We start from the raw sequence: 18,866 nt of genomic DNA, 5'->3' as shown, positions 1-18,866 counted from the left end.
GGCTACCTAATGGGTAGCCACTTTTCATGCCATTTCCCACCGAAAATTTTTTATTAGTCGTTGTACGGGCGTCGACATCCCGCTACCCTAACGCTTACCACACTTCAATTCGGATATGACTATGTTTGAATCAATTCCTGCTGCGCCGGCTGATCCTATTTTAGGGCTAGCGGATTTATATAAGAACGATCTTCGCCCTAACAAGATTAATTTAGGTATAGGGGTCTATAAAGATGAGACCGGTCACACCCCTGTGATGGTCAGTGTCAAAAAGGCTGAACAGCAGTTAGTCGAAACTGAAACAAGTAAAAATTATCTCAGTATTGAAGGTAACAGCGCTTATGCCCAGGCAAGCCAACGCTTACTTTTCGGTACGGGCAATCCTATTCTCGCTACACAATGCCTCTTCACGGCGCAAACGCCGGGTGGCACAGGAGCTTTACGTGTTGCCGCAGATTTCCTTGCTCAACACACCACCGCTAAGCGAGTTTGGGTCAGTAATCCAAGTTGGCCAAACCACCATAATATTTTTGCTGCGAGTGGCTTAGAGGTCGCGACTTATCACTACTATCAGCCAGAGACCCATAGTCTCGATTTCTCGGCAATGCTCGACTCATTAGAGTCTGCGGAAGCGGGGGATGTCGTACTCCTTCATGGATGTTGCCATAATCCAACGGGTATCGACCCCACCTTAGAACAGTGGCAGCAGCTTTCTGAACTGCTGCTGCGTAAAGCCTTGCTTCCGCTATTCGATTTTGCCTATCAAGGTCTCGGACAAGGTTTGGATGAAGATGCGCAAGGCCTACGTTTATTTGCGCAATCTCACCAAGAGTTTATTGTTTGTAGCTCTTTCTCTAAAAACTTCGGTTTATATAATGAACGTACCGGTGCTTTTACGCTGAAAAGCACTACAGCTCAAGCTGGTAGTGATGCATTTAGCCAAGTTAAAGCCGTGATCCGTGCAAATTACTCCAATCCGCCGTCACACGGTGCCGCCGTCGTAGCAACGATTTTAAATGATGACAGTCTGAGAGCGATTTGGGAGCAAGAGCTTTTAGAAGTCCGCCAGCGTATTCAGCGTATGCGTCAACTGTTCGTACAAACGTTACAAGAAAAAGGGGCGACCCAAGACTTCTCATTTATTAATAAACAAAATGGGATGTTTTCTTACAGCGGGCTAACTAAAGAACAAGTATTACGGTTACGGGAAGAGTTTGCGATCTACGCGGTTGCATCAGGTCGGATCAATATTGCCGGGATGACACCGGAAAATATGTCACGTCTCTGCGAATCAATTATTAGCGTAACGCGATAAAAATAGATGCCCGGTCATTACCGGGCTTTTTTTATCAGCGTAAAAAAGGATTAGTGAGGCGTTCGTGTCCAAGGGTTGAGCGGGGACCATGACCTGGGATAAATGTCACGTCATCTCCTAACGGCAGTAACTTCTGTTCAATTGACTCAATCAATTGTTGTCCATTACCTCGGGGAAAATCACTGCGCCCCACCCCACCTTTGAATATCACATCACCCGAAATCAGCAAGTGTTGCTCTGCCTGGTAAAACACGATATGTCCAGGCGTGTGACCTGGGCAATGGAGGACACTGAAATCTAGCGCGCCAACGCTGACCGACTCGCCTTCCGCTAACCATTGATCGGGATAAAACACCTCGCAATGTGGGAAACCAAACATTGCGCTTTGCTGAGGTAAACTCTCAAAGAGAAAAAAATCATCACGATGAGGACCAATTAACGGGACATTAAACTGTTGCGCCAATAACTTTGCCGCCCCCACATGATCTAAATGACCATGCGTCAGTAAAATTTTATCGATCTCAATGCCCTGTTGGTGCAACAGTGCCGTAATCTTCTCTGCGTCACCGCCTGGGTCTATAAGCGCCGCACTGCCAGTTTGAGTACAGACGACTAGGCTACAATTTTGTGCGAAAGCCGTGACTGGGATCTGCGTAATCGCTATAGCGCTCATGGAATGACTCATCTCAGGACCAATGACGAACGGGGCCGGTATCGATATGCACGAAGTTACTCTTAGGATAATAGCCCACTCCGCCGGCATTCATTTTTAATGCAGCTTTGCGCACGTTGCTGAGTGCAACACCTTCGATGTGGAAATCCATTGCTTGGCCTAAGGTATGATAGCTGTGTTTGGCAACACCGCTGTGAGCACTTCTACCACGCAACTGATTGTTCGTGGCAATGCTACGGAAGCCTGAAACTAATTGAATAGGCTTACGGGTTTCCAACATCACTTGAAGGCGGTAGATATGGTCAAAGAGGTGTGGGTCTATGGCATGAATTTTCTCTGCTCGGTAATCACGGAAAAAATGATTGAGCCTTGCAAGTTCACTCGGATTATACGTTTTACCATTGAAGAACTCTGCTTTTAAGCTCTCACCCGTATTGATGTTATTTAACGTCAAAATTCTAGGTCGCGAGGTCGATAAAGAGGCATGTGCGAAATGAGGTAGGCAAGAGATGCCTGCTGCAGCTGAACCAAGTAAAAGCAGTTTACGACGATGTGAATCAATTTTTTCCATGGGCATGACATCCGCGAGAAGAAAGGACAAAAAAACAACAGAGGAACCATACCCAGAGTGTTGCCCTTCGTCAAGACGCAGACATGAGAACGATCAATTTAATTACAATTAGAAAGATCTTCAGCTGGCTTATCCACCAGCTGAACGATAAATCTATAATAGAAACTTCTCAGCGTTGTTGATTGCGTTCCAGCCTGAACGCGCTAATTGGTCATAATTATAGATGTCAGTACGGAATTGTGCCTGTCCATCCTCACTCACCCACGCCGTTAAGTAATACAGGTTGACGGGGATACGATGACGAATAGCAATAGGTCGTGTCGTCCGGCTATCAAGTGTCGCGGAAATACGGCTTTGATCCCAACCGACATCTTTCAGAAGTAAGCCAGCCAATTGCGACGCTTTATTAACCCGCACACAACCAGAGCTAATGGCTCGAATATCTTGCTGGAATAATCCATGATTTGGCGTGTCATGAAGGTAAATCGCATCAGAACTCGGCATATTGAACTTATAGCGCCCCAAGGAGTTTTGGGGTCCCGGCGCTTGCATGACGCGATAAGGGAAAGCAGAAGCTGATACGGTTTGCCAGTTAACACTTGACGGGTTTACCATTGTCGCGTCAGCCCCCCACCCCGAATAAAGCGTGAAATTATGCTTGGCCAAGTAACTTGGGTCCCTACGCAGTTTCGGCACTAAATCTTCTCGAATTAGCGTGTTAGGTACTGTCCACGTTGGGTTAAGCACCACGCTGTTTAATGCACTGCGCATTAATGGCGTTTTCCTTTCTGGGCGACCCACAATAACGCGTGAAGAGAGGATAGTCTTGCCATCAACGTAATAATTTAGGGAGTAGTTCGCGATGTTAACCATGATGCCATTATGCATATCATCAGGTAACAACCGCAGGCGCTGCATATTCAATGCAAGCAGTGTCGCACGTTGATGCGGAGTAATATTGAGCCACTCACGCGTTTTATAACCAATAATCCCGTCATCGGTTAATCCTTGCCAATGCTGGAATCGTTTCACAGCTGAAACCATTGCATCAGAATAGATATCTTCCGCTGGCCCTGAGCTTGCCGGTGCGGCATTTGTTGAAGCAGGCGTTGGCGATAACATTCTTTGCTGACTTGGCGCTGCGACAGTTTGCGGTTGTGTCGATTGCGATTGATCAGGTTGCGGCGTAGCAGGAATGGAGGATTGTGCTTGCGCTTCACTGAGCCATCCGGCGCGAACAAGTAACTGCCGCAATTGCGGAACGGCCGGATCGCTATCACCTGGGCGAATAGTATGCGTTAAATCGACCTTCGGCCAAGGCTTATTATCCGCTAATAAAACCACCAGTGCTTTTTGCATCGGACGATATTGAGGGTGCTGAGGCATTAACCCCTCAATAAAGTGCTGCGTCGTACCATGGCTAACGGCTTGCAGCCAACGCCCTACAAGTGCTGAACTTGGTGCTGTCAGGCGGAAACCATTTGGACCATAGAACCATGACTCCCCTTGGGCGGGCGCGGCATTCACAAATTGTAAATACCCCAATAAGGCATCGGATAACACGACATCGCGCGCATCACCGGATAAATCGCTGCGGCTTAATACCGAGAGCCAGCGTGCAAACTGAGGTTGAACGCCTGACAACGCCACCTCAGAAAGTTGCTGCTCAAAACTGTGGATCGCCGCTTCATCCGTCCATAATGGTTGCTGATGATGCTGACGATAGAGGGAAGTTAATAAGCTGCCATAATAAGGGGAAACACCGGAAGGTAACGCTTGATAAATCGACGCAATACGCTGGCTAGGAGTATTAGTATGAGTAATAGGTGAGCTCGCCTGTTCAGGGGCGGCTTGCGCTACCATTGAACTACCGATCGCTAACGACATACCGCCGACTAGCACTACCGGTTTAAGTTGAAAACACTTTAGAAACATCCCTGACTCCTTACCTTGTTTAGACACGCACCAAAAAGTTCAATGTTTTTTATTATTTTCTTCCTTTGAGTGTAAACGAAAAAACGACATTTGTTATAAACAAATGTCGTTTAATCCGAGCAAATGATAATTGTGGCTTATCTAGTTATCATCAGCGTTCGATGCAACGGTCTCCTGCGCGGGGGTGACTTCAGGTGAAAAACCTTTTAATCCAACCACATGCACATGTTCGATCTCGTTAACGACTTTACGCATTAATTTATAAGTCGTGCCTTTTTCTGGGCTAATATTTTCTGGTGCCGCAATCACTAATTGCATCTCAAGTCGCTCACACAGCTCAAATAACGTGGCGATCGAACGCGCATCCAGTCGTGCGGCTTCGTCCAAGAACAATAAGCGGCAGGGAGAAATATCTTTCCCTCTGAGACGACGCGATTCATCCTCCCAGCTTTGGACAACCATGACCAATATCGACATCCCGGTACCGATCGCTTCACCCGTCGACAGCGCCCCGCTTTCTGCACGTAACCAACCGTCAGAGCCACGGTTAACTTCGACTTCCATCTCCAAGTAGTTACGATAATCCAGCAGCTCTTCACCGATCACTTGCGGAGTACGGCTGCCTAAGTCGATATGCGGATTGAGACGTTGGTACAGTTTGGCTAACGCTTCAGAAAAGGTCAGTCGTTGACTGTTGAACAAGTCTTGATGCTGCTCATGATCTTGTGCCAAGGTCTCCAGAAGCGTCGAGTGGGCCTCGCGCACATTTACGTTCAAGCGTACGCTATTAACCTGACCGAATTTGACCGCTTGTAAGCCTTGGTTTAATTGGCGTATACGGGTCTGCTCTCGCTGAATTGTCTTACGAATAATATTCGCGGCACTACGAGAACTGATCGCTAGCGTTTGCTCACGAGAGGTTAACTCTTCCGTTAAGCGATTAAGCTCGATTTCCATCTGTTCGATAGCTTCGATCGGATCATCGGTGCGGATAATGTCTTGACGGATCCGCTCACGAAGATGCTGGTAGACGGCAATAAAGAAGCGAATCTTACGCTCCGGATAACGTGGCTCTTCTGACAGACGTAACACGTCACGAAGATGTTCGTTATCGGCGACCGCTAAACGCAACGCCCCCAGTGCTTTATCCGACATAGAACGGAGTTCATCACCGCCTAAATAAGCCAACTCACGACGATGTAAACGTCTTTCCAAGCCATTCTCTTTCACTAAACGCAAGACGGTGCACCACCCCGCTTTTGCGGTGACCACTTGGTTACGGCTTTGGCTGTAATCCCGTTCGACTTTACGGAGACGTTTCTGTAAGGACTCCATTTCCGCTTCACAGAAGGTCAATTGTTTTTCCAATTGATGGCGGCGGGCACGGTTATGGCTTAACTGATGGTAAAGCGAGTCACGCAATTCTTTAGCTTGTAACTCAGCATGGGGATCGGCTTTTGCCCCCAAGGCTTGCATCTCTTGCTGTAACTCCGACAGCATATCGCGCTTCGCATCATATGAACTTTTTAATGAGGCCAATAACTGACTACTTTGTGTCAATTGCTGCTGATGCTGACGTAAACGGTCGCGGAGTTCGGTACGCTCACCCTCAGCCTGCGCTAACTGCTGGCGCAATTTTTGGGTGAGATCGCTATTACCATCAACCATTCCCTCTGCTTCAGAATAATTAAAGTGCGCACGGCGCTGAACCACTTCGGTAAGAGCAAAGGCTTGCTGACGGTAATCGCGCTGCTGTTGCTGCGCCGTACGGTAATCATCCTGTAACTGTTGATGCTGTTCTGGATCGCTTTGCAATACACTGATCATCGGCTCGAGCTTGGCAAGCTTCTGTCCGAACTGATGTAAGAAGCGTGCCGCTTCCTGCGATTCCTCAACCTGCTCACGCAACTCTTCACAACGATCTGCTAAAGTTTCGTCTAACAGCAAATTGACGCGAGGTAAAAGACGGTTAAGTAATGCCACCCCTTCACGAGCCATCTCGAATTGTTGGCGTTGCTGTTGAGTATTCGCTTCGTGTTGAGCCATTGCCCGTTCGATATCGGTACGGCGCGAAGAGAGTTGGCGGATTTGTGCTTCGGGATCCTGTTCAAAGGCAATCGCCAGATGGCTGCCGATGAAACGACTGAAGGATTGGTGCAGACGCTGTGACTTTTGGACATCAAACGACAGGGTGGCATATTTTTCGCTTAAACTATCACGCTCCTGCGAGAGCAGTTCCAGTTGATTTTCACGGGCGGCACGGCCAAAGAGAGGGACCTTCGGGAAACGCGAATAACGCCACTGACGATCAGCAATCTTGACCACCACTGCTTGGTTCAGTTCTTCGACACTGAACACACTATCATCGAATGATTGGGGATCCCCTTCAATTAAGTAGAGGTCTTCAGGGCAATCGTCGAGATCAGCCAACAGCGCTTGGACCGGAGCCAGCTCAGGAACAACAATCGCATGGCGAGAAGGCCCATAAAGCGCTGAGAAGTAAGGCGCATCATCGAGAGTGACGTCATCATAAATTTCGGATAACAAAACGCCGCCAAACTTTTCAGCTAAATGATTTAAGCGACTATCTTCTGAGCCGCCCGGCTGGCTCAAGCGCTCAATTTGTTGTTCGACTTGACGACGACGACTGGCAACTTCATCACGTTCAACAGTGGTTTCCCGCTCACGTTCCAGCAGGTACTGCATATATTCTGTTACCTGACTGCTTTGCGTAAAGACTTGGCCCGTCTGCTCGCTTAATTGTGTCAGGATCTCTTGTGCCGCTAACCAATGAGGCGCGCGGTGAGTCAGTACGCTGATCTTTTCGCGAATTTGATCCAATGATTGGCGATGTAATAAACGCTGCTCGCTGGCTTCATCAACGCCGGAGCTTAATTGTTCGATACGCGCTTCATATTCCCGATGTAAGTCTTCAAGCGCATCGGCTTCATATTGCTGGCCTTGACGTTTACAAAATTCGGCTAGCAGACGCTCTGCGTCATGCTGTTCGCGAAGACGCTGTTCTAATTCAGACAAGCGTAAACGTAATGCAGGGAGTTGATCCGCAATATGGCGTTGTTGTTGCGCTTCACGTAGCGCTTCACGTCCAACTTGCCATGCTTCAGCACGATTGACCGGGCCACTGATTTGTTGCACTAGTTCTAACGCTTGGTTGAACTGGCTATGTGCTGCCTGCGCAACGCTAAGCTTCTGTTCTAAGTTCAACAGTAAATTGGTGGCTTCTTCTTCGCGGGCTTGGAAACGTGCCTGCCACTCGGCGGCGCTTTCGGCAGATAAATCGTCGAGGTGACAGAGATCCTTTGCACGCTGTAGCGCATTTACCGCTTGTTGATATTGAATAGCGCGCGTTTGTTGAACATCCAATGCCTGCTGGAAATTGGCGAGCTGGCTTTTAAGCTCATCCACTTCGATTTCAGAAGCTTCAACGTTCTCTAGGTGCGCTTCATTGATCTCTTGCGCTTCAGCCACCACTTCTTGCTGCTCTTCTAAACGGTACGAAAGCTCTTCGATCTCGTTTTCGTAACGTTCGATTTTTTCTTGCTGACGTACCGCATTCTGAACAATGGTGAGGTGGTCACTGGCAGCTTGATATTCGCTCTCCAACTCCCCTTCTGCCCCAACGTGCTCGGAGAGCTCGCGAGCCATCTCCACATGTCGGAATTGTTCAGTCTTCAACTGATGGCGGCCCGTCAGCAACTCTTGACGTAGCGCAATGGCGCTATCCAAGTTAATCCGGCGATCATTGGCATGGCGCATATAGTCCGAAGCAACATATTGCGTGGCTTCGGTAATCAGGTGCTTAAACAGACTGCGGTCAGCTTGGGTGACTCGAATCGCTTCAAGCGTCATTCTATTTTCGCGTAAAGCCCCTTCCATATCTTGGAAAGCCTTACGCACACCACCGTTTTCAGGTAATAAATAATCGCGCAGTGAACGGGTGATGGTGCTGGAGATCCCGCCGTATAAAGAGGCTTCAATTAGGCGATAGAATTTACTGCGATCACTTTGGCTGCGCAGACGACGGGGAACGATACCGTGGTCAAACATCATGCTGTGATAATCGGTCACCGAACTGTACGCTTTAAAGGTCATGACCTGTTGCGCATCCATCCGCTCTTTCACTTCGCTCAGCGGACGTACTTTAGCCTGACGACTGTTTAAGACCTCGGTTAAGAGATCCGTCGGTAAGGTATCTTCTGGAATATCGTGAATACTGAAAGGTTTAATATCGACTTTTTTATCGCGACCCGCCACTTGCTGGAGACGCACACCAACCAGCGAGCGCTGTCCACGGGAGTTAACGACGTCTAAAGCAGCATAACAAACACCTGGACGCAGTTTACCGTGTAACCCTTTATCTCGAGACCCGGTGGTTGCACCCGCTTCAGTAGTATTACGAAAGTGTAATAGAGTCAAATCGGGGATTAACGCGGTAATAAAGGCCGCCATGGTCGTCGATTTACCCGCACCGTTCCCCCCTGATAGCGTCGTGACTAATTCATCTAAGTCAAACGTTCGGGCAAAAAAACCGTTCCAGTTTATTAGGGTAAGCGAACGAAATTTTCCACGTTCAATCATGCGTCATCACCTTCTTGTTGCCCTTCGGCCGCGTCATCGTCGGCACGCTCTTTATCTTCATCTGTCAGCCCTGAGCCGCGGTCAATTTCAACCGCTTCGCCATCGCGTATTAAGCGAAGTTGCGCTTCACGAGGGTCATCGCCACTGCGCACTTCTGCACCAAAACGAAAGACTGACTCTTTAATTCTGAATTTACTGCTATCATTTGCCATAAACCATACCATGCCCAGACGGCGTAGACGGTTTAAGGAAGAACGTACTTTGTCGAGTAGCTTCGCCCTGTCGACATCCGACCCGGTGGACCGCTGGTTAACATAGCGCAGCAATTTACTCTCATCGGCTAAACTTACTAGTTCGTCATACAGCTCTTGGAAGGTGAAAATCCCTTCATTAGCCAAGCGTTCTGGGCTGAGATAGAGGTAGCAGAGTATTTTTCCGACCATCATATCCAATTCTGATAGCACCGAACGCGCGATAAGCGTCGTTGAACGTGGACGCAGATAGAAGAAACCTTCGGGTGCGCGGATAAGTTCTACGTGGTAACGACCGTAAAATTCGGCGAGTTCGTGCTCAAAATCCATCAATAAAGCATGGTGGTCGAGATCTTCCAGACTGATATGGCGACCTGCACGTAATTGGCTGTCTAAGGCTGGAAATAATGGGTTAGCAAGAGCTTGTGCCAATTTAACTGGCATCACTTGTTCAATATTTGTCGATGACATGTGCCTGCACCTTAGCGCCATATTCATTAATAGTGTGCCATTCAGCGGGTAATCCTGCTAAATCGGCTTCAGAAACCCCCAGTTGCACCGCTTGGTCAACCACAATGCGTGCGAGGTCGAAATGGCGTGCCCGAGGGTATTGTGCGAGATAACCTTTCATCACATCGGCGAGATTAAGCGGCTTACCTTCACGACGGTAAGCCTGAAGAGCGTGTTCAATCATGGCGGCTAATTGCTCGCGAATTTCATTAAACTCTTCGAATTCCAGCTCGGGTGGCAGCTCACCCATCACATCATCGTTGCGTAGGGTCATTTCGTCATCACGCGTGTCGTATAACCGTTCTGCACTGCTATAGGTGAGCGCCCAAGGGGCATCAAAATAGTGTTGAACCGATTGCCGTAAACGTTGGGCAAACACACGATTCTTATCTAAGTCTATCGCCGTCCGAATAAACTTATGCACATGGCGGTCATATCCTATCCATAAATCGATGGCTTGTTGGCCCCAACTGATAATTCGGTCTAATTTATTTTGCAGTTCGAAAATCAGTTTATCGATATAGGCAAGGTCAGGGATACCATAGATAGATTCTTGAATAACCAATAGATGAGTTTGCAGTTTATCGCCTGCCGCTTCCAACGTATCTTGCAGTTCACGTAAGGTTCCCGACGTTTCTGACAGCAAGATCTCACAACTTGAGATAGCGGCTCGCCAATCTTTATTCAATAAGTCAGCAATCTCTTGTTTAATTTGCTGTTGCTGCTCATCCATTTGGCGCTGTGTTAAATCGATACTATCGAAAATTTCAGCGACCGAATACTTTAGCGGCGCGAATACGTTGCGGTGCCAATGGAATTGGTCGCCATCCTGATGTGCATCGTCTGCTGCGCGCTTAAGTTCATTACCCACAATTGATAATTGCATCGATAAGCGCAGAGTTGAGAACTCTTTTTGCCGCACATAATAGTCAGTGATGCCGATGGCTAATGGTGTTAAACGGTAGATAGCATAGCCTTCAGTTTGCTCAGAGGTGAATCGGTTAAGAATGCGCTGTTTAACCATATCGTTAATGGCATTATTTCCCCGCAGCTCAACCGTTTCTGGGCTTTGTTCGAATACATTACTGACATGCTTAAACGCATCTAATAACTCAGACTCCGTCAGCTCGCCCTCAATACGTTCGCCATTCAGCGTGGCGATGGCGAGCAGAAAAGCTAATCGCTCGACGGGAAGAGAGATTGCAAAATCACTTTTGCGGGCCCACGACACTAGCTCAGGTATGGTCTGGGTAAAATCACTCATAGCTCATCCTTTATTGCGGGCTTACGTGCCGTGACGTGAATATAACGCCCTAAACTCATAAAAGGTTCCTGACGACTGTAACGCCGTTCCATTTCAATAATCCCCTCTTCACCGTTTGCTGAAGGAGGCAAATCGCGTATGAAGTCACTAAATACTCGGATCCCCGCTTTACTCTCGATGTCAAAACCAACGTTCGTTAACCATTGGTCGACCTCTGCAGGATCGCGCGGGTAATCGGGCGAAAGGGTCTTTTTCTTTCGCTTCTTCATGTGAGCCTTCAAATAACCGAAATTTCCTAAAGTTAAATTTTGCAGCGTCAAGCCATGAAGGTTGTAAAACATCAATGATAACACGCCACCGGGAGATAGGGTGTCGAATAACGCAGCGAGCGTTTTTTCAGGCTCAGCCACCCATTCCAGTACTGCATGGAAGAGAACGATATCGACAGGTTTTTCCAGTTGCGTGCCGACGTGTTGCGCACTGGTTTGGATAAACGTCATCTGCGACGCAACACCTTGCTCTTGCGCATGCTGCTTGGCACGGATTAACATCTGTTCAGAAACATCGCATAACGTTATCTGATGGCCACGCTGTGCCAAGCCAGAAGAAATTTGTCCGATCCCTCCGCCTGCATCAAGAATAGATAACGGCTCATTGGGGAAAGTCGCTAATAGCTGATCTAACTCTTCCCAAAGAATAATCTGTCGTATACGCCCCTTAAGGGTGCCATAGATGTTTTGAGCAAAACGTTCTGCCAAATCATCGAAATTTCGATCCATCATACTGATACTCCGCATAAACGACAGAGGAAATATGCTATTTTGTCATAGCTCTGATGGGAATGGAGCTATTGGCTGCAGAATCCTGTGTTGGGTGCTGTTTTTTCGTTCGATTCGGGGTTAACTATGCTATTTATATTAAAAAAAATAATCGGTGGTTTACTACTGCCACTGCCTTTTTTATTAGCGTTATTAGGCGTTGGCCTTTTTTTACTCTGGTTTACCCAGCGCCAACGCTTAGCCAAAGTTTGCCTGACCACGGGTTGGTTAGCCCTGCTGTTACTCAGTCTGCAGCCGATCGCGGATCGCTTGTTGACGCCGATTGAGAACCACTATCCAACCCTTAATCACCCCCCACCGGTGGCCGCGATTGTTGTGCTTGGTGGCGGTTACACTTATAACCCACAGTGGGCGCCCAGTTCTAACCTATTGGGGAACAGTTTGCCAAGGGTCACAGAAGGGGTCAGGCAGTGGCGCATGAATCCGTCAGCGAAACTCATTTTTACCGGAGCCGCCGCAGGGCATAACCCGCGCAGTAGCGCGAGTGTGGCTGAAGAAGTCGCTGAGACGCTCGGCGTGCCCAGAGATAACATGATAGCGCTAGAGTCACCACGTGATACGCATCAAGAGGCTATCGCCGTCAAACAATTACTCGGTGATAAGCCCTTTATTTTGGTGACCTCGGCCAATCATCTGCCTAGAGCCTTACACTTTTTTGCCGAGCAGCAGCTATCACCTATTCCGGCCCCTGCCAATCAGTTAGCTATCCACTCGCCGCTTAACGGCTGGGAACGTGCCATCCCCTCACCTTATTGGTTAAGCCACAGTGAACGCGCTTGGTATGAGGGGTTAGGTCGAGGTTGGCAATGGATAACGCAAGGTTAGCCCTTGGGCTAACCCAGGTTTTAAGCGAGAACTTCTCGGACTCTTGCGAGATCTTCTGCTGTATCCACCCCGACAGCGGGAATCGCTTCGGCCGTCGCAACGTGGATTTTTTCACCGTTCCACAGCACGCGTAGCTGTTCAAGTAACTCGCATTGCTCAAGCGGGCAAGGCGCCCAAGTGATGTATTGGCGAATAAATCCTGCACGGTAGGCGTAAATACCGAGGTGGCGCTGAAACTGATCACCAATGATTGCCTGAGACTGCGCAAAACGTTCACGGTCCCAAGGGATCGTGGCTCTCGAAAAGTACAAGGCATACCCCTGTTTATCGGTGACGACTTTGACCGCATTGGGATTAAATGCTTCATGAGCGTCGGTAATGGGCGCAGATAACGTCGCCATACCACAGTCAGCTTGCGCTAAATTGGTCGCGACCTGCTTGATAATCACCGGAGGAATTAACGGCTCATCGCCTTGGACGTTTACGATGATCGTCGAATCATCGAATCGGTATTTTTCGATCACTTCCGCTAAACGTTCCGTCCCCGATTGATGGTCGGCGCGGGTCATGCACACTTCTCCACCCGCAGCATCGACCGCGGCCGCCACCTCGGCATGATCCGTGGCAACAATGACGCGATCTGCCCCTGCAGCACGAGCTTGGTTTAAGACATGCACAATCATCGGTTGACCATGAATATCTGCTAAAGGCTTACCTGGGAGTCGTGACGAGGCATAACGTGCCGGGATGATTACCACAAAGCTCATTATTAGCTCTCATCCGCAGTCAAGCTACGGGCTTCATTTTCTAACAATACGGGGATCCCGTCTTGGATAGGAAACGCTAAGCCATCAGGTTTACAGATTAACTCTTGTTCTTGAGGATGGTAGTCGAGCTTACCGTGACACACTGGGCAGGCGACAATGCCCGCTAAACGATGATCCATATGACCTCCAAATTGAAAAATCTAATAAACTGCTAAGGCGTTTTTCCTTGATCAGCAGTCGGCAGCAATGCCAATATTTTGTTCAGTAATACGTCTGCGTCGGGTTGTGGTAGTTGCGCTTCCACAGGGAGATACCACCAGCTCTCTACTGCAAAGGATCGACATTTTACCGCATCCTTTTCCGTCATCAGCAGTGCCTGTTCACGAGTTGCTAACCCCGCAATATCCTCTAAACGATAAGCCTGATGGTCGTCAAAGGCGACCTCTTTCTGCGGGTAAATCCCTTGAGCGTGTAATGTCGAAAAAAAACGCGGCGGATAGCCAATCCCGGCAAAGGCCACTGAGGGTTTATCGACAAACGCGGTTAAGGGAAGTGTATGACCGGTAGCCAGATTAATCCACTGACGCGGCACTAAACGCATCGGAATTTCCCGCGCTTGCGCTTCGCCACCGTTAGTGATGACAGCGTCAACCCTGATTAAGCGTGAAGCTCTTTCACGCATCGGCCCTGCAGGAAGCCACCAACCATTTCCAAAACGTCGTTCACCGTCTATCACCACGATTTCAATATCGCGTTGTAAAGCGTAATGCTGTAACCCATCATCGGTAATGATGACCGAAATTTCTGTGTCAGCCTGCAGTAAAGCTTGAATCGCCTCACTCCGTTTTGGTGCGACTGCCACAGGCGCCCCGGTGCGTTGATGAATCAGCACGGGCTCATCACCCGCTTGATCAGCAGGTGTCTGTGCATTGAGCACTAAAGGATAATGCGGTGCTTTACCGCCATATCCGCGAGAAACGACCGCGGGCTTAAGACCGCGTTGTTGAAGTTGCTCGACTAACCAGATCACAACAGGGGTTTTGCCATTCCCCCCAGCCGTAAGATTACCGACCACAACAACGGGAACCGGTGCTTTCCAGCTTTTCTTAAGCCCGCATCGATACGCTAAACGAATACCGGCAGTGATAAGGCCATAAAGCCAAGATAGCGGCAAGAGTAGCCGCCAACCAGCCGATTTACCGCTCCATAAGCGCTCAATCATTGTCCGAACTGAATACGATGCAGCTGCGCGTAAGCCCCAGCTTGCTCAAGGAGTTCTTGATGCGTGCCGCGCTCAATAATCTGACCGTCTTCAACCACGACGATCATATCGGCCTTCTCAATGGTTGATAAGCGGTGTGCAATCACCAGAGAGGTACGATTACGCTGCAATTCGTCCAGTGCTGATTGGATAGCGCGCTCCGATTCCGTATCCAAGGCTGAAGTCGCTTCATCCAAGATTAAGATAGGGCAATCGCGTAATAGTGCACGGGCAATGGCAATACGCTGGCGTTGGCCACCAGAGAGCAGTACCCCGTTCTCACCTATCACAGTATCCAAGCCGTTATCCATGCGGGAGATAAAGTCCATAGCATGTGCCATCTTCGCCACATTTTCGATATCTTCGCGGCTATATTGGTCGGCACGTGCATAGGCAATATTGTTGGCAATAGTATCGTTGAAAAGGTGTACATTCTGTGACACTAAGGCGACTTGGTTGCGGAGTGCTTGCAATTTATAGTCGGTAATTTCGTGACCATCCAATAGAATCTGACCGGATTGAATGTCATAAAAGCGCGTCAGGAGACTGGCTAAAGTCGATTTCCCCGATCCTGATCGCCCGACCAAAGCAATCGTTTTGCCCGCTGGTAGCGTTAAATTAATATTTTTAAGCGCTGGCGTTTCACGTCCGGGATACGTAAAAGTGACGTTACGGAATTCAATATTCCCTTGAACGCGTACAGTCGTACGTTGCCCGTTATCCACTTCCTGTTCAGCATCGAGAATACTGAAGAGCGTTTGACAGGCTGCCATCCCACGTTGGAACTGTGCATTAACGTTAGTTAAGGATTTCAGCGGGCGCATTAAGGCAATCATCGAAGAGAACACGACGGTGATTGTCCCTGCCGTTAAGGTCTCCATTACGGCCGGGAAGCTTGCAGCATAAAGAATGAAGGCCAGGGCTAAGGAAGCAATCAATTGAATAATCGGGTCAGAAATGGACGAAGCACTGACTAACTTCATCCCTTGTTGACGCATCCGATTACTGACGACCGCAAAGCGTTGTGTCTCAATCTCTTGTCCACCAAAAATCAAGACTTCTTTATGACCCTTAAGCATCTGTTCAGCACTGGTCGTGACTTCACCCATGGTATTTTGCATGGTCTTACTGATATTACGAAAACGTTTAGAGACCAAGCGGATGGTGAAGGAGACAATCGGCGCAAGCAATATCAAAATGAGTGAAAGTTGCCAGCTATAATAAAACATCATGATGAACAAGCCGATGATCGAGGCCCCCTCTCTCACCACGGTGACAAGCGCACTGGACGATGACGAAGCAACTTGTTCAGAGTCGTAGGTTATTCTGGAAAGCAGGGTTCCCGTAGATTGCTGATCAAAAAACGAGACCGGCATGCTCATCATATGCGCAAATAAACTGCGGCGCATACGCATCACCACGTTGCCCGAAACCCAGGAGATACAATAGCTGGAGGCATAGCTGGTGACGCCGCGGATCAACATCAGGCCGATAACCGCTAGGGGCATCCACAGTAATACTGACTTGTCCGCTTTCCCAAACCCGTCATCAAGCAGAGGTTTAAGTAGCGATAACATCAAAGTGTCCCCTGCCGCATTAATAATTAGGGCAATCGCAGCAATAAATAATCCTGCTTTATGGGGGGCTATCATTGGCCAGAGACGACGAAACGTCTGCCACGTTGAGAGATCTTTGTCTAAGTGCATTATTTCTTCACGGTTTTTAACATCGACGGGTAGTTTACCCGTAATCGGGTTTTACACCAAACCATTGATGGTACCATCGAGGTGAAATTTGATCACGAAATTGTAAAATCTCAACCCCGTCGCGTTTCACACGTATTGAGAGTTGCCCAGACTGCGCCGTGTCCAACCATTTTACCCCTTGATGATGATAACGTTGGACGACCGCTTTAGCCGGTAGACGCCAAGCATTATACCTCGCTACCGAGGCTATCGCGACCTGTGGCGAAAACGTTCTGATGAATAACGGGCTGGAAGAGGTACGGCTGCCATGATGCGGGACCTGTAACCAGGTCACAGCTTCCCCGCCCTTCTCTGCCGCGACTAATTGCTGCTCTGCTTTTTTCTCGATATCACCTGTTAATAACAGATGATACTGACCATCACTCACCGATACGACGCAGGAATCGTTATTTTGACCGGCAGTTAGCGCACTCTCGGGCCAGAGCACCCGCAAGGTTAAGCGCCGCCACTGCCAGCTATCCCCGCGTTGACAGGTGAGTCGTCCGGGGTAAGGGTACGTTGTTCTGACCTTAAGCGTTGGCCACACTTTTTCGACGCTAGCGAGCCCTCCTGAGTGGTCGCTATGACGGTGGCTAATCAATGCCGCGATCGGGGTAATCTGTTGGTCGATCAGCCATGGAATGATAACCCTCTCACCGGCATCACCCATCTGCCAACGATTTCCGGTATCATAAATAATTCCTTCGCCTTGCTGACTGATAACCACCGCTAAGCCATGCCCCACATCCAGCATATCCACCCGCCACAGTATCTCAGGCGATGATAAACGCGTGCTGGCAATACTTAATATAATCGCGCTCACACTCAAGGGATACTGTCGCCAGCCTTTAAGACGCCAAAGGGTCAGACCGCCCCACACCGCAATAGCGATAAAGCGCCCGTCAGAAAGATAATGCCACCCTTCGCTTTGCGGCGTTAATAGATGAAACAATATTGCGTACAGGCCATCCTGTATTCTACCTAATCCTTCAATCAGCAGGGATGGGAGTGGAATCAGAAATAAAAAAGAGAGTGGTAATATCCCTAAGCTTACCAAAGGGATCGCGACGAGGTTGGCAGTCAGTGCACGATAACTGGCCCCATGAAAAAAGAAGACCTGTACCGGTAATAGCAGTAGCATCAGCCCCAACTGTAAATGGAGCAGTCGTATTAGGGCGTACCGTTTACGGTGGCGATAGGCTGGGGGTAGAGGAAACCATTGATACCAAAGTAATAGTGCTAATACCGCCAACGCCGACAGCCACAGGCTATCGGATAAAATGATGATGGGGTTAATCGCTAGCAAGCCGGCTACACAGAGCGTAAGGATATGAAAACTAGAAAGATTAACTGAACACCCTTTAGCCAGCAACCAACATGTTAACGCTAGCATGGCACGCATTGCCGAGGGCTGCGCCCCGGAAAGATGACAATAGAGGGCGCTGGCAAGCCATCCGCCGCTTTCTGCCAGCCGATTATGCATGAGGCGTAACGGTAACAGTGTCAGAAGCAGCATTAACCCTCGACGGGTGAAGAAGAAGAGTAATCCAATGTGCATACCAGATATCGCCATTAAATGGCCGATACCTGTTTCGCGAAAAAGTCGATTAACCTCAGCCGGAATATGGTCGCGTAAGCCGAAGACCAAGGCACGCGAAATCCCCTGCCAAGGTGATCCTGCACTCTGTTGTAGGAAAAGTGTTTCAAGATTATGGCGTAGGGAGCAATCGCGACGCATCAACTGCTGATTGAGCACTTTACCGGTAAAAGGTGTCTCTTTAGCCAATGCATTGCGCTGGCTGTCGTAGCCGCCTTCGTTGAGTAAGCTGTGCACTGGCCGTAATACTAAAGTCATTCGCCAACGCTGACCGACGCACATTTCGCTATCGAGCGCTTGGCTAATCCATGCGGCAGAGGTAGGAAACTGCCATTGCCCGTCGATATTCAATAGGTTAATTTTCACTCTTCCCGTCAACCTATGATGTTCAGCGATCTCTACATCGGCGATCAGTGGCCGGTCGGCGTATGCCGTAATTTTTGTCACCATGGCCTGCGCTACCCATTGGCCATAAACAAAAAAGAGTAGGCTGATTCCCAAACAGTGCCAATACAACCGACGAGATCGACTTAATAGCACTCCGACTGCCACCCCCCCTAGTATCACGGATGTGTCCAGTAACTCGGCCATAAACAGCAGTGGCAGGCAAGCCGCTATAAGTAGTCGTGCATAAACCAGTATTTGCATGAGATCCCTGCGTAAAACTGGCAGATTACCGCGATAAAATTGAACCGAAATCGCTTACAGGCATTA

Annotated in this window: 14 protein-coding genes; 2 read left to right on the top strand and 12 right to left on the bottom strand. The window is 48.9% G+C overall.

Annotated features, from left to right (window positions below):
* The first annotated feature begins 121 nt into the window (after window positions 1-121).
* Window positions 122-1,315 (top strand): amino acid aminotransferase, encoded by a 1,194-nt coding sequence (locus MKR94_RS04195; RefSeq protein ID WP_241645569.1) that lies wholly within the window; start codon window positions 122-124, stop codon window positions 1,313-1,315.
* A gap of 34 nt (window positions 1,316-1,349) precedes the next feature.
* On the opposite strand, the gene MKR94_RS04190 is transcribed toward MKR94_RS04195, so the two are convergent.
* From MKR94_RS04190 to cmoM, 7 genes are all read right to left on the bottom strand, one after another.
* The gene (locus MKR94_RS04190) at window positions 1,350-1,988 is read right to left on the bottom strand and encodes an MBL fold metallo-hydrolase (protein ID WP_241645568.1); all 639 of its coding nucleotides are present in this window, start codon (window positions 1,986-1,988) and stop codon (window positions 1,350-1,352) included.
* 13 nt (window positions 1,989-2,001) lie between these two features.
* Complete coding sequence (gene mepK, locus MKR94_RS04185) at window positions 2,002-2,559, bottom strand: peptidoglycan L,D-endopeptidase MepK (RefSeq protein WP_241645567.1); 558 nt, start codon at window positions 2,557-2,559, stop codon at window positions 2,002-2,004.
* Window positions 2,560-2,712: 153 nt separating this feature from the next.
* A complete protein-coding gene (gene ldtD, locus MKR94_RS04180; protein ID WP_241645566.1) occupies window positions 2,713-4,494 on the bottom strand; it encodes a L,D-transpeptidase in 1,782 nt (593 codons plus the stop codon).
* 141 nt (window positions 4,495-4,635) lie between these two features.
* Window positions 4,636-9,093, bottom strand: a complete 4,458-nt coding sequence (gene mukB, locus MKR94_RS04175; protein WP_241645565.1) for a chromosome partition protein MukB — start codon at window positions 9,091-9,093, stop codon at window positions 4,636-4,638.
* Window positions 9,090-9,815: a chromosome partition protein MukE gene (gene mukE, locus MKR94_RS04170; RefSeq protein WP_241645564.1), complete on the bottom strand. Its 726-nt coding sequence runs from the start codon at window positions 9,813-9,815 to the stop codon at window positions 9,090-9,092. The genes mukB and mukE overlap by 4 nt, the downstream gene beginning before the upstream one ends.
* Complete coding sequence (mukF, locus tag MKR94_RS04165; protein ID WP_241645563.1) at window positions 9,796-11,118, bottom strand: chromosome partition protein MukF; 1,323 nt, start codon at window positions 11,116-11,118, stop codon at window positions 9,796-9,798. The genes mukE and mukF overlap by 20 nt, the downstream gene beginning before the upstream one ends.
* Window positions 11,115-11,900 carry a tRNA uridine 5-oxyacetic acid(34) methyltransferase CmoM gene (gene cmoM / locus MKR94_RS04160; protein ID WP_241645562.1) on the bottom strand — a complete coding sequence of 262 codons (786 nt, stop codon included), beginning with the start codon at window positions 11,898-11,900 and terminating at the stop codon, window positions 11,115-11,117. Before cmoM ends, mukF begins: the two co-directional genes overlap by 4 nt.
* A 123-nt stretch (window positions 11,901-12,023) precedes the next feature.
* On the opposite strand from cmoM, the gene elyC reads away from it, so the two are divergent.
* Entirely contained in the window at window positions 12,024-12,782 is a 759-nt protein-coding gene (gene elyC, locus MKR94_RS04155; RefSeq protein WP_099822376.1) for an envelope biogenesis factor ElyC, read from the top strand.
* A 20-nt stretch (window positions 12,783-12,802) separates the two neighbouring features.
* Here elyC and kdsB read toward each other — a convergent pair whose 3' ends face one another.
* Genes kdsB through MKR94_RS04130 form a run of 5 tightly spaced genes read right to left on the bottom strand, consistent with a single transcriptional unit; the run spans window position 12,803 to window position 18,800 of the window.
* Window positions 12,803-13,549, bottom strand: a complete 747-nt coding sequence (kdsB, locus tag MKR94_RS04150; protein WP_241645561.1) for a 3-deoxy-manno-octulosonate cytidylyltransferase — start codon at window positions 13,547-13,549, stop codon at window positions 12,803-12,805.
* 2 nt (window positions 13,550-13,551) lie between these two features.
* Window positions 13,552-13,728, bottom strand: coding sequence for a Trm112 family protein (locus MKR94_RS04145; protein ID WP_099822378.1), 177 nt, complete (start codon window positions 13,726-13,728; stop codon window positions 13,552-13,554).
* Between the two features lie 32 nt (window positions 13,729-13,760).
* Window positions 13,761-14,771 carry a tetraacyldisaccharide 4'-kinase gene (gene lpxK, locus MKR94_RS04140; RefSeq protein ID WP_241645560.1) on the bottom strand — a complete coding sequence of 337 codons (1,011 nt, stop codon included), beginning with the start codon at window positions 14,769-14,771 and terminating at the stop codon, window positions 13,761-13,763.
* Complete coding sequence (gene msbA, locus MKR94_RS04135; RefSeq protein ID WP_241645559.1) at window positions 14,768-16,516, bottom strand: lipid A ABC transporter ATP-binding protein/permease MsbA; 1,749 nt, start codon at window positions 16,514-16,516, stop codon at window positions 14,768-14,770. Before msbA ends, lpxK begins: the two co-directional genes overlap by 4 nt.
* A gap of 34 nt (window positions 16,517-16,550) precedes the next feature.
* A complete protein-coding gene (locus tag MKR94_RS04130; protein WP_241645558.1) occupies window positions 16,551-18,800 on the bottom strand; it encodes a DNA internalization-related competence protein ComEC/Rec2 in 2,250 nt (749 codons plus the stop codon).
* Window positions 18,801-18,866 lie beyond the last annotated feature (66 nt).

The organism is Rosenbergiella metrosideri (genome assembly GCF_022602565.1).
GTDB lineage: Bacteria > Pseudomonadota > Gammaproteobacteria > Enterobacterales > Enterobacteriaceae > Rosenbergiella > Rosenbergiella metrosideri.
Note: the sequence above shows the minus strand (reverse complement) of the source record. Positions and strands in the feature narration are given on the sequence as shown.

Coding starts and splice junctions, on each gene's coding strand:
- mukF (WP_241645563.1), bottom strand. CDS start 11,118: ATGAGTGATTTTACCCAGACCATACCTGAGCTAGTGTCGTGGGCCCGC.
- mepK (WP_241645567.1), bottom strand. CDS start 2,559: ATGGAAAAAATTGATTCACATCGTCGTAAACTGCTTTTACTTGGTTCA.
- elyC (WP_099822376.1), top strand. CDS start 12,024: ATGCTATTTATATTAAAAAAAATAATCGGTGGTTTACTACTGCCACTG.
- MKR94_RS04190 (WP_241645568.1), bottom strand. CDS start 1,988: ATGAGCGCTATAGCGATTACGCAGATCCCAGTCACGGCTTTCGCACAA.
- ldtD (WP_241645566.1), bottom strand. CDS start 4,494: ATGTTTCTAAAGTGTTTTCAACTTAAACCGGTAGTGCTAGTCGGCGGT.
- MKR94_RS04195 (WP_241645569.1), top strand. CDS start 122: ATGTTTGAATCAATTCCTGCTGCGCCGGCTGATCCTATTTTAGGGCTA.
- mukE (WP_241645564.1), bottom strand. CDS start 9,815: ATGTCATCGACAAATATTGAACAAGTGATGCCAGTTAAATTGGCACAA.
- mukB (WP_241645565.1), bottom strand. CDS start 9,093: ATGATTGAACGTGGAAAATTTCGTTCGCTTACCCTAATAAACTGGAAC.
- msbA (WP_241645559.1), bottom strand. CDS start 16,516: ATGCACTTAGACAAAGATCTCTCAACGTGGCAGACGTTTCGTCGTCTC.
- cmoM (WP_241645562.1), bottom strand. CDS start 11,900: ATGATGGATCGAAATTTCGATGATTTGGCAGAACGTTTTGCTCAAAAC.
- MKR94_RS04130 (WP_241645558.1), bottom strand. CDS start 18,800: ATGCAAATACTGGTTTATGCACGACTACTTATAGCGGCTTGCCTGCCA.
- lpxK (WP_241645560.1), bottom strand. CDS start 14,771: ATGATTGAGCGCTTATGGAGCGGTAAATCGGCTGGTTGGCGGCTACTC.
- MKR94_RS04145 (WP_099822378.1), bottom strand. CDS start 13,728: ATGGATCATCGTTTAGCGGGCATTGTCGCCTGCCCAGTGTGTCACGGT.
- kdsB (WP_241645561.1), bottom strand. CDS start 13,549: ATGAGCTTTGTGGTAATCATCCCGGCACGTTATGCCTCGTCACGACTC.